We start from the raw sequence: 10,904 nt of genomic DNA, 5'->3' as shown, positions 1-10,904 counted from the left end.
GGGCCGGGGGCCGCCGACGCGGGAGCCGTCATTCTAGGCGGGGCGGCCGAGGGCAGCCAGGGCGGTGTCCAGGGATTCCTGCTGCTGGCGTTCGTACAGCGCCATCTCGTCGAGCACCGGCGCACCCAGGGCGGCTTCGAAGGCGGCGCGATTGCCGCCGCTCTGGTACTCCTGCTGGCTGCCGGCCCCCAGGTTGGACTGGAAGATGCCCGCGGCGCTGACGGGCAGGAAGTCTTCGTAGGTGATGGGATCGGCGAGGAGCTGGCCGGCGGCGATCAGGGCCTCGGGATCGCGGCTATCGCTAGCCGCTTGGCTGCCGGCCACGGCGCGATAGCGGAACCAGGCCAGGCCCTGGCGGCGCAGCTCGTCCCAGTTGTCGGGCAGCGCCTGGAACACCTCGGCCAAGACCGTTGCGTAGTCACTGCCGGCCACCTTGCTGCGCTGGCGGACCTCCTGCAGCAGTTCATCGTAGCGCTGGCGACCGGCCGGGGTGAGGGCGATGCCGCGCTGCTCGATCTCGCCGAAGCGCGCCGTGTGCGAACCCTGGACCTCGCCCTGGAACAGGATGGGTTCTTCCAGCGCCTTGAAGCTGGTCTGGCGCAGCAGGATGGGGCACTGGCGGCGGGGCGGGCCTTCGATGGTTTCCTTGGGTGCGATGCCACGGGCGGGCATCCGCGCCTGGACGGCGTCGATGTCGAGGGTTCGCGGGGTCAGGTGGTTGATGTGCGGGCCCTTGAAACAGACCACGTCGGCGATCAGTCGATGGGCGTCGTGCAGGCGCTGATAGAGGCTGGCGTCGACATTGGCCTCGCGGTGCCAGCGAAAGGTCTCCAGGGCTTCCTGGACAAAGGCATCGGCTTCGGCATCCGTGAGCCCGCCCTGGGCCTCGGCGCGCTCGATCAGCTCCAGCGCGCCCGGGGTGAAAATACGGCGCTCGTTCAGGACCCTTTCGGCCAACTGGCGCAGCTCGGCGTCTTCGATCAGCTCCAGGCGCAGCAGTGAGGTGAAGACGCGAAACGGATTGACCTGCAGGGCGGCCGGCGCGACCGGGCGGAAGGCGGTGGAATGCACTGGCACCCCGGCCACGCTGAGGTCGTAGTAGCCGACCGGCCGCATGCCCATCACGGCGAACAGACGACGCAGGGTGGCCAGTTCGGCCGCGGTGCCGACGCGGATGGCACCGTGGCGCTCCAGGTCCAGGCGCTCCGCGGAGTCTCCGGCGAAGCCCGGTTGTCCGGCGTTCACTTCGGCAACCAGTTCCAGCAGGGTGCCGTACTGGGGCACCTCCTGGCGATACATCGCCGACATGGCCTGGGAAAAGCGGGTGCGGATCAGATCCGGGGAAAGCAGCGACGCGGCGGTCATGGGAGCGGCTCCTGGCTCAGGCTAGAAGCCGATTTCGACATGCCAGCGTGGGCTGCTCAAGCGATCTTTGCTCATTGGATCATTCCCCGGGGGAATGGGCGGACAGCCTCAGTGATCCTTGTGCTGGGTCTTGGGCTTCTTCACATGATCGGCGCCGGTATTGCTGCCCGAACCGCCGCTGGAGCCGTTGTCGGCCGCGCCGACGCCGGTGCTGGGCGCCTTTTCCATGCCATGGGTGCTGGTGGGATCGGGCCGCGCGGGAGTGGCCGGGGGATTGGTCGGGCTGGTCTGGGCCAGGGCGGCGCCGGACAGGCCGAGGCCCAGGATCAGGGCGGGAAGCAGGGGAAACGTGCGCATGGGAGGACTCCTCTGGACGGATTCACTCCCCTTTAGGCACCTCCCGCGCGGGGAGGTGCCGCACCGTGGATCAGCTGCCGCTGGTACTGGCCTTGTGGACCTTCTTGTGCGCCACCTTCTTGTGGTGGGTGGTGGCCTGCTTGCCGGTCTTGGCCGGGCTGCTGCTGGTCGCGGCAGGCGGCGTGGCCGGATCGGCGGGCGCCGTCTGGGCGAAGGCGGCAGAGGTGGCCAGCAGGCCGGCGAGGGTCAGGCAGAGGGTGGTGCTTTTCATGGAAGTCACTCCTTCGGTGGCTGATTGCAGATTCAGTTAGCCGCCTTTCGCCCGGCAAATCCGTGTCCTCGTCCACAGCCAGGGCCATTAGTAACAAGATATTTCAATCGACTGCCAAGGCGTTAACAGTCTGACGACCTCTTCGCCAGGGTCCCGGCTTGGGCATAATGCCGGGACGCCCCCTGATCGTAGCCGCGCATGCCCAAGAGTCCTCACCTTCCCAAGCGCCCTCGCTGGAGCAGCCTGCTGCTGCTGGCCCTGGGTCTGACGCTGCTGCTGATTCCGCTGCGCTATGCGGCCCAGCACTATTACGAGGCGCAACTGGGCGAGCAGAACGGCCAGACCCTGGATCTCTATGTCGCCAACCTGCTGGGCACGCTGCGGCGCTACGAGGTGCTGCCGGACCTGCTGGGCGATCTGCCGGTGCTGCGCCATGCCCTGGAAGGCCAGGGCGACAGCACGGCCCAGGACGCCGCCAGCCAGATGCTGGAAGACATCCGCCAGCGCACCGGGGCGGACGTCATCTACCTGATGCAGGACGACGGCACCTGCCTGGCCAGTTCCAACTATCGCCAGGCGGACAGCTTCGTCGGTCGCGACTTCTCCTTCCGGCCCTATTACAAGGCGGCCATGCAGGGCCAGCCGGGGCGCTTCTTCGGTCTTGGCACCACCTCCAGCAAGCGCGGCTACTATTTCGCCGCCGCCGTGCGCGATGGCACGCGGGCCATTGGCGTGGTGGTGGTCAAGGTCGACCTGGACAGCGCGGAAAAGCTCTGGGGCAATGCGCCCGAGCAACTGCTGGTCACCGACGACCTGGGCGTGGTCATCCTCACCTCCCATGACGCCTGGCGCTTTCGCGCCACCCATCCGCTGGACGAACGCCAGCGCGAGCAGGTCAATGCCAACCGGCCCTACCCCACCACCAATCCGGCGCCCCTGACCCTGGTGCCCGGCGACTGGCTGACCCAGACCCGCAATCTCGACGAGGTCGGCTGGAACGCGCAGATCCTGGCGCCGCGGGAGATGGTCGAGCGCCAGGTGCGCAGTGCCCTCTATGTCGGCGCGGCGACCCTGCTGGCGCTGCTGCTGTTGCTGGTGGTCATGACCCTGAGACGGCGCCACTTCATCGAGCGCCTGGCGCTGGATGCCCGGGCCAAGCGTGACCTGGAGCTGAACGTGGAGGAGCGCACCCGCGACCTGCAGACGCTCAACGCGCGGCTGCAGCAGGAGGTGCACGACCGCGAGCAGGCCCAGCGCGAACTCATGCGCGCCCAGGACGAAGCCGTGCAGGCCGGCAAGCTGTCGGCGCTGGGGACCATGTCGGCCAGCATCAGCCACGAACTCAACCAGCCGCTGGCGGCCATCCGCAGCTACACGGAAAACGCCGTCGTATTGCTCGACCACGATCGGCTGGACGATGCCCGCGGCAATCTCAAGCTGATCGGCGAGCTGACCACGCGGATGGCCAACATCATCGCCCACCTCAAGGCCTATGCCCGTGGCGCCCGCCGTGCGCCGGAGAGCGTGGTGCTGCAGGGCGCCCTGGAAGACGCCCTGGCGCTGGTCGCCGCGCGGCGCCGGGCCATGCAGGTGGAGCTGATTCGCGACCTGCCCGATGCGCCGCTGTGGGTGCAGGCCGGCGAAACCCGCCTGCGGCAGATCATCAGCAACCTGCTGAGCAATGCCCTCGACGCCCTCGCGGAAAAGACCAGCACCCGCCGGCTGTGGCTGACCACCAGCATCGACGAGCGCGGCGTGACCCTGATCCTGAGAGACAACGGTCCGGGCTTTTCCAGCGAGGCCCTGGCCCGCGCCCACGAACCCTTCTTCACCACCAAGGCCACCGCCCAGGGCCTCGGCCTGGGCCTGGCGATCTGCGATAACCTGTTGCGGACCCTCGGTGGCCACCTGCACCTGTCCAACCATGGCGACGGTGGCGCCGAGGTACGTCTCTATCTGCTGCACGGCAAGCCGGGGGTCGCCTCGGTGCCCCAGGAAGAAGTCCGCGGTTGACCGTCAGCCCTCTACCTTAGGTCCCAGTCATGAGTGCCCTGCCCCCCTTCGATCCCGCCAGCCAGATCCTGCTGATCGACGACGACGCCCACCTGCGCCTGGCGCTGAGCCAGACCCTGGACCTGGCCGGTTTCAAGGTGACGACCCTGGCCGACGCCCGCGAGCTGGAGCTGGCGGCCGTGCGCGACTGGCCCGGCGTGGTGGTCAGCGACATCCGCATGCCCGGCATCGATGGCCTGGAGTTGCTGGCCCAGCTGCACCAGCGTGACGCCGAATTGCCGGTGGTGCTGATCACCGGCCACGGCGACGTGCCCCTGGCGGTGCAGGCCATGCGCGCCGGCGCCTATGACTTCCTGGAAAAGCCCTTCGCCAACGACGCCCTGATCGACAGCGTGCGCCGCGCCCTGGGCGCCCGCCACCTGGTGCTGGAGAACCGCAGCCTGCGCTTGGCCCTCGCCGAGCGCCATGAACTCCAGACCCGGCTGATCGGCCAGACTCCGGCCATGGCCCGGCTGCGCGACCAGATCGGCGCCCTTGCCGCGACCCAGGCCGATGTGCTCATTCATGGCGAGACGGGCGCCGGCAAGGAGGTGGTGGCCCGCGCCCTGCACGACCTGTCGAATCGTCGCGACGGCCCCTTCGTCGCCATCAACGCCGGCGCCCTGGCCGAATCCGTGGTGGAGAGCGAACTCTTCGGCCATGAACAGGGCGCCTTCACCGGCGCCCAGAAAAGACGCATCGGCAAGTTCGAATACGCCAGCGGCGGCACCCTCTTTCTCGACGAGATCGAGAGCATGAGCCTGGATGTCCAGGTCAAGCTGCTGCGCCTGCTGCAGGAGCGCAAGGTCGAGCGCCTCGGCTCCAACCAGCAGATCCCGCTGGATATCCGGGTGGTCGCCGCCACCAAGGAAGACCTGCGCCAGGCCGCCGACCAGGGTCGCTTTCGCGCCGACCTCTACTACCGGCTCAATGTCGCCACCCTGCGCATTCCCGCCCTGCGCGAGCGCAGCGAAGACATCCTGCCGCTGTTCCGCCACTTCGCCCTGGCCGCCGCCCAGCGCCATGGCACCCCGCTGCGCGAAGCCGATGCCGAGCAGCGCGCGGCCCTTATCGCCCACAGCTGGCCGGGCAACGTGCGCGAATTGCAGAACGCCGCCGAGCGCTTCGCCCTGGGGCTGGAGCTGGCGCTGGACAACAGCGCCTATGCGCCCCTGGCGCCCATGACGGCGCCGCCCGTGGCCGCGGCCCCGGTGCTGGCGGCGCCCGCCGCGGCAGCCCTGGCCGCCGGACTGGGCGAGCAGGTCGAGGCCTTCGAGCGCGAACTCATCCAGCGCGAACTGGCCCGACCCCACGCCTCCCTGCGCAGCCTGGCCGAAGCCCTCGGCCTGCCGCGCAAGACGCTCTCCGACAAGCTGCGCAAGCACGACCTGCAATTCACCGGCGGTGCGGCGGACGAAGGCGACTAGGCCAAGGTCGGCTGGTCGCGCCTGTCCAGGAGTGGCAGAGTGCGAGACTTAGGCGTACGCCCAAGGAGACCCTCTTGACCTCGCTCATGCTCGCAGAAGCTGCCGCCAGTGGCGCGGCGGTCGCCCGCCAACTGGCGACCATCGACCAGGCCCTGGCGGCCCTGGCCGACGACCTCAGGGCCAATCCGCCACAGCTGGCGCTGACCGTGGCGCGTGGCAGCTCGGACCATGTGGCCAGTTATTTTGCCTACCTGGCGATGGCCCACCTGGGGCTGCCGGTGCTGTCCCTGCCGCCCTCGCTGGTGACCCTGCGCCAGGCGCCGCTGCGCGTCGAAGGCCAGCTCGCCCTGGGCTTTTCCCAGTCCGGACGCAGTCCCGATCTGATCGAGACGCTGTCCGCCCTGGATCGCTACGGCGCCCGCACCGCGGCCCTGGTCAACGAGATCGACTCGCCGCTGGCCCTGGCCTGCCGCCATGCCATCGGTGTACAGGCCGGTCCCGAACATAGCGTCGCCGCCACCAAGAGCTTCATCGCCACCCTGGCCGCCGCCGCCCGGCTGATCGCCCACTGGCAGCAGGACGAGACCCTGCTTGCCGCTGGAGTCGCCTTGCCCGAGGCCCTGGATCGCGCCGCCGAACTGAGCTGGGCGCCGGCCCTGACCGTCCTGCGCGACGCCGAGCGCTGCATGGTGGTCGGCCGCGGGCCGGGCTTCGCCATCGCCCAGGAGGCCGCGCTCAAGCTCAAGGAAACCTCGGCGCTGCAGGGCGAGGCCTTCAGCGGCGCGGAATTGCAGCACGGTCCCCTGGCGCTGGTGGAGCGTGGCTATCCGCTGCTGATCTTTGCCCTGCGCGGCCCCGAACAGGCCGGTCTGCTGCAACTGGCGCGGGACCTGCGCGCACGCGGTGCGCGGGTGCTGCTGGCCGCGCCGGACGAGATCGCCGAGCGCGACCTGCCCCTCGCCGTCGCCGGTCATCCGGACCTGGACGGCCTGCTGGCGATCCAGAGCTTCTATCGCCTGGCCGCACTGCTGGCCGAGGCCAGGGGCCAGGACCCGGACCAGCCGCGCCACCTGCGCAAGGTCACCCTCACCCGCTGAGGCGGCGATCGCTCGTCCAGGCGCTGCCGCTTGCAGAGCGCCTGGATTACCCGCTCCATCCAAAGAGCTAAGTCTTTGGAGCTAGCCGCCGACGGCTGGTCGACGGGTAATCTGCCAAGCGGTCCACAGAGCCGGTAAGTCGCTGGAAATCGGTCAGTTTTTTCTTGTCGCCCCCGGCGATTTGTCTCAGCGTTCGCGCAACGGATGATGAGACAGCCCATATGGACATGCGCGCGATACCTGCGAGCAAGGTCTGCCTGACGACGAGAAACGTCCTCCTGGCAGAACTGCTCAAACCCTTTCTCGAAGAACGCCACGGCATCGAGCTCAGCTGCGCCCGCGAGCTGGAAGCGGCCGGCGAGACCAGCCTGGTGCTGGTCGATCTCGGCAGCGTGCCCGAGGCGCCACTGGAGCGCTGGCTGGAAAGCCTGGCGCCGGCGGTCACCGTGGCCTTTCTCAACGCCAGCCTCGAACAGGCCCTGCCCTGGGTCGAGCGCTTTCCCGCCATCCAGGGCGTGTTCGCCCCCCAGGCCAGTCGCGACCAGCTGCTGCAGGGGCTGGGCGCACTGCTGGCCGGCGAGGACTGGCTGCCCCGCGCCATCCTCGCCCACCTGCTGCGGCGTTCCCGCGAGCGCCCCAGCATCGCCGCCGACGGCCTGACCCGGCGCGAGCGGGAGATCCTCCGGCTGGTCGGGCGCGGGCTGTCCAATGCCGCCATCGGCGAGGCGCTGTGCCTGAGCACCCACACGGTCAAGAGCCACATGCACAACCTGCTGCGCAAGACCGGCGCGGCCAATCGCGCCGAGGCGGCGCTGCGCTTCCATGCCGGGCAGGACCTGCCGGGATGAAGGCAGCCTGGCTGCTGCTCGGCCTGCTGCTGGCCGGACCGCTGCGGGCCGAGGGCGAGCTGATCCAGGGACTGCTGGTGGACAACACCATCTCCCGCTTCGGCCACGACTTCTATCGCCACTTCGCCGACCGCCTGACCGATACCACCGACCTGGACTTCAACCTGGTGGTGCGCGAACGGCCTTCGGCGCGCTGGGGCAGCCTGGTCTGGGTCGAGTACGAGCAGCGGCTGCTCTACCGGCAGTTCATTCCGCCGAACAACAGCGAACTCAAGGATGCCGCCTACGCCGCGGCGGACCAGGTCCACGAGGGCATCACCCGCCGGCGCCTGGAAAATCTGCTGCAGGACACTTTCGACATGGATAAGGACGAGTTATGAACGCGCACGCCTGGAAGGCCCTGCCCCTGCTCTGCACTCTGGGCGTCGCCCCGGCCATGGCGACCGAGCTGGTCTACTCGCCGGTGAATCCGTCCTTTGGCGGCAATCCGCTCAATGGCACCTACCTGCTGAACAACGCCACCGCCCAGGATCGCCACAAGGATCCCGACCTGCGCAGCAGCGCCAGCAGCCAGTCGCCCCTGGAACGCTTCACCAGCCAGCTGGAATCGCGGCTGCTGTCCCAGGTGCTGACCGACATCAAGGACGGCAACTCGGGCACGCTGTCCACCGACCAGTTCATCGTCAACATCGTCGACGATTCCGGCAACCTGACCGTGCAGATCACCGACCGCGGGACCGGGGAGATTTCGGAAATCTCCGTCAACGGCTTCAACCAACCCTGAGCACGGATGCCTGCCATGAACGCCTTTTCCCTGGCGGCGGCCCTGACCGCCGCCCTCGTCCTGACCGGCTGCGTGCGCGACCCCATGCCCGCCGAACAGAACGCCGCCCCGACCCTGACGCCGCGCGCCTCCACCTACTATGACCTGCTGGCGCTGCCGCCACCCAAGGGTCCGCTGGTGGCCGCCGTCTACGGCTTCCGCGACCAGACCGGGCAGTACAAGCCCAATCCGGCCAGCTCCTTTTCCACCGCCGTGACCCAGGGCGCCGGCAGCATGCTGGTGGACGCCCTGCAGGCCAGTGGCTGGTTCGTGGTGCTCGAACGCGAGGGCCTGCAGAATCTGCTGACCGAACGCAAGATCATCCGTGCCACCCAGAACAAGCCGGACCTGCCGGAGAATCTGCAGCAGGCGCTGCCGTCGCTGCAGGCGGCCAACCTGCTGCTCGAAGGCGGCGTGGTGGCCTACGACACCAACGTCCGCAGCGGCGGCGAAGGAGCCCGCTACCTGGGCATTGGCCTGTCCGAGGAGTACCGGGTGGATCAGGTCACGGTCAATCTGCGTGCCATCGATACCCGCAGCGGTCGGGTGCTGGCCAATGTCATGACCTCTAAGACCATCTATTCCATCGGGCGCCAGGCCGGGGTCTTCAAATTCATCGAATTCAAGAAGCTGCTCGAAGCCGAGTCCGGCTACACCACCAACGAGCCGGCGCAGCTGTGCGTGCTCTCGGCCATCGAGGCGGCGGTCGCCCATCTGGTCGCCCAGGGCGTGGAGCGGCGCCTGTGGCTGGTGGCCGACGGTCGCGATCCGCGGGATCCGGCGCTGACCAAGTACCTGGAGCCGACCCGGCGCTAGGGATTAAGCCGCCGGCCCCGCGGGATTCGCTCCCTGGAGCGATAGCGATGGGCCAGGCGGCTCCGGACAATGCCAGGCGGAGAATCTTAGGCAATGACGGTGACAGAGATGCGCAGCCCAACCCGCGGCTTGGCCGTGGTCCTCGCCCTGGCACTCGGCCTGGACACCCTGGCGTCGGCCGCCGATCTCATGGAGACCGGCGACCTGGGTCAGGCCCCAGCGGCCGGGCGCGACGCCGTCATCCGCCAGCTCGGCGTAGGCAACCAGGCGCTCATCGACCAGCGCGGCACCGCGCTGCGCGCCCAGGTGGCCCAGAGCGGCGCCGCCCAGGAAGCCCGCATCCTGCAGGATGGAACGGAACTGAGCGCGGTCATCCTCCAGGGCGGCTACGGCAACGTCGCACGCATCGAGCAGGTCGGCAGCGGCAACCAGGCCGACATCCTGCAACTCGGCGTCCAGGGCAACGCCCGCATCGAACAGCACGGCTCGGGCCTGTCCAGCCGCATCGTCCAGTACGGAAGCAACCAGAACACGGTGGTACGTCAGTACCGCTGATGGCACTCATGGAGATCAGACAGATGTTTCTACTCAGGCCCCTGGCCGCCCTGACGCTGGCCCTCGTGGCCACCAACGCCCTCGCCCAGAACAGCACCGCCCTCGTCCAGCAGGACGGCAACAGCGGCACCCTCACCCTGGACCAGAGCGGTGCCGGCAATAGCGCGTCCCTCTATCAGCTGCAGGGCGAAGGCAATGCGATCAGCGTGGTCCAGACCGGCGCCAGCAGCGCCACCATCACCCAGGGTGGCGACATCTACGGCTATGCCCAGGGCAATGTGGCGACCCTGCGCCAGGAAGGCGGCAGCAGCGTCCATAGCCTGGCCCAGGACGGCTTCGGCAACCAGGCCACCATCAGCTCCGTGGGCAGCAACAGCGGCACCCTGGTCCAGTCAGCCTCCAGCGCCCAGCTGACCCTGGAGCAGAACGGCGACAACAACCAGGTGCGCGTCGACCAGAGCGGCGATGCCGTGACGGCGACCCTCGCCCAGTCCGGCACCGACAACCGCATCGACTTGACCCAGCAGGGCTACTCGGTCGACACCGTGGAGCTGACCCAGCGTGGCCAGGCCAATGTCGCCACGGTGCTCTCCTCCGGCAAGTTCAACGAACTGACCTTTACCCAGGACGGCAATCGCAACACCCTGAACGTCGACCAGGCCGGCCGCGGCAATCGCTTCAGCGGCAGCTCCACCGGCGACGACAACCTGGCCAGCGTCACCGTCCAGGGCGACAGCAACCAGACCAGCATCGTCCAGAGCGGCAACGGCAACGAGGCGCGTCTCGACGTCACCAGCGCCATCAGCACGGCCAGCGTCAGCCAGGTCGGCGACAGCAACCGCGCGAGCATCCTGCAGACCTCGGCCAACTTCAACGGCTTCAACGACAGCGCGCGGATCTCGCAGAGCGGCTTCGGCAACAGCGCCACCATCAACCAGCGGTGACGCGCGCCGCCTGGCTGCTCGCGGCCCTCCTGCCCCTGGCAGGCGGGGCCGCGGCCAGCGCCCGCCTGGAGTTGCAGCCGCAACCGGCGGGCGCTCAGGTACAGCTGTGCTTTACCGGCGAAGACGCGCCCCTGAGCTACGAACTCGTCATCGAATTGCACGGACCGGGTGGTGTCGCCCGCACCCGTCAGGCCGGCGCGGCCAGGGGTGACGGCTGCCCGGTCACCACGCGCCTGGGCACCGCACCGGGCAGTCTGATCGAGGCGACGCTGAGTTGGCAGCGGCAGGGACAGGCGCAGCCCACCATCGAGCGACGCTTGCAGCTGTAGCTCAGCGGAGAGGTTCCACG

General features: G+C 68.7%; 13 protein-coding genes. 10 read left to right on the top strand and 3 right to left on the bottom strand.

Annotation, left to right across the window (positions count from 1 at the left end):
* Window positions 1-33: 33 nt before the first annotated feature.
* From hglS to OMP44_RS18770, 3 genes are all read right to left on the bottom strand, one after another.
* Complete coding sequence (gene hglS, locus OMP44_RS18780) at window positions 34-1,365, bottom strand: 2-oxoadipate dioxygenase/decarboxylase HglS (RefSeq protein ID WP_280310331.1); 1,332 nt, start codon at window positions 1,363-1,365, stop codon at window positions 34-36.
* A 108-nt stretch (window positions 1,366-1,473) separates the two neighbouring features.
* Window positions 1,474-1,722, bottom strand: a complete 249-nt coding sequence (locus OMP44_RS18775; protein ID WP_273861057.1) for a hypothetical protein — start codon at window positions 1,720-1,722, stop codon at window positions 1,474-1,476.
* A gap of 70 nt (window positions 1,723-1,792) precedes the next feature.
* Complete coding sequence (locus OMP44_RS18770) at window positions 1,793-1,993, bottom strand: hypothetical protein (protein WP_007160266.1); 201 nt, start codon at window positions 1,991-1,993, stop codon at window positions 1,793-1,795.
* Window positions 1,994-2,191: 198 nt separating this feature from the next.
* On the opposite strand from OMP44_RS18770, the gene OMP44_RS18765 reads away from it, so the two are divergent.
* The 10 genes from OMP44_RS18765 to OMP44_RS18720 all read left to right on the top strand — a co-directional run bounded on the left by OMP44_RS18765 (window position 2,192) and on the right by OMP44_RS18720 (window position 10,884).
* Window positions 2,192-4,006 (top strand): sensor histidine kinase, encoded by a 1,815-nt coding sequence (locus OMP44_RS18765; protein WP_133860335.1) that lies wholly within the window; start codon window positions 2,192-2,194, stop codon window positions 4,004-4,006.
* A gap of 29 nt (window positions 4,007-4,035) precedes the next feature.
* Complete coding sequence (locus tag OMP44_RS18760; RefSeq protein ID WP_280310327.1) at window positions 4,036-5,472, top strand: sigma-54-dependent transcriptional regulator; 1,437 nt, start codon at window positions 4,036-4,038, stop codon at window positions 5,470-5,472.
* Between the two features lie 86 nt (window positions 5,473-5,558).
* Window positions 5,559-6,569, top strand: coding sequence for an SIS domain-containing protein (locus tag OMP44_RS18755; RefSeq protein WP_280310346.1), 1,011 nt, complete (start codon window positions 5,559-5,561; stop codon window positions 6,567-6,569).
* A 227-nt stretch (window positions 6,570-6,796) separates the two neighbouring features.
* Window positions 6,797-7,417 (top strand): helix-turn-helix transcriptional regulator, encoded by a 621-nt coding sequence (locus tag OMP44_RS18750; protein ID WP_252977223.1) that lies wholly within the window; start codon window positions 6,797-6,799, stop codon window positions 7,415-7,417.
* On the top strand, window positions 7,414-7,797 hold the full coding sequence (gene csgE / locus OMP44_RS18745) for a curli production assembly/transport protein CsgE (protein ID WP_133860331.1): 384 nt from the start codon (window positions 7,414-7,416) through the stop codon (window positions 7,795-7,797). Before OMP44_RS18750 ends, csgE begins: the two co-directional genes overlap by 4 nt.
* Window positions 7,794-8,201 (top strand): curli assembly protein CsgF, encoded by a 408-nt coding sequence (locus OMP44_RS18740; RefSeq protein WP_208693433.1) that lies wholly within the window; start codon window positions 7,794-7,796, stop codon window positions 8,199-8,201. Before csgE ends, OMP44_RS18740 begins: the two co-directional genes overlap by 4 nt.
* Window positions 8,202-8,216: 15 nt before the next feature.
* Complete coding sequence (locus OMP44_RS18735; protein WP_017641598.1) at window positions 8,217-9,056, top strand: CsgG/HfaB family protein; 840 nt, start codon at window positions 8,217-8,219, stop codon at window positions 9,054-9,056.
* Window positions 9,057-9,164: 108 nt separating this feature from the next.
* On the top strand, window positions 9,165-9,611 hold the full coding sequence (locus tag OMP44_RS18730) for a curli fiber surface-exposed nucleator CsgB (RefSeq protein WP_252977224.1): 447 nt from the start codon (window positions 9,165-9,167) through the stop codon (window positions 9,609-9,611).
* A gap of 23 nt (window positions 9,612-9,634) precedes the next feature.
* Window positions 9,635-10,555, top strand: coding sequence for a hypothetical protein (locus tag OMP44_RS18725; protein ID WP_280310321.1), 921 nt, complete (start codon window positions 9,635-9,637; stop codon window positions 10,553-10,555).
* Entirely contained in the window at window positions 10,552-10,884 is a 333-nt protein-coding gene (locus OMP44_RS18720) for a hypothetical protein (protein ID WP_280310319.1), read from the top strand. Before OMP44_RS18725 ends, OMP44_RS18720 begins: the two co-directional genes overlap by 4 nt.
* The last annotated feature ends 20 nt before the right edge of the window (window positions 10,885-10,904 follow it).

It is taken from the genome of Pseudomonas flavocrustae (assembly GCF_029872515.1).
GTDB classification, from domain to species: Bacteria; Pseudomonadota; Gammaproteobacteria; order Pseudomonadales; family Pseudomonadaceae; genus Chryseomonas; species Chryseomonas aestiva.
This window is presented reverse-complemented; position numbering and strand designations above follow the sequence as displayed.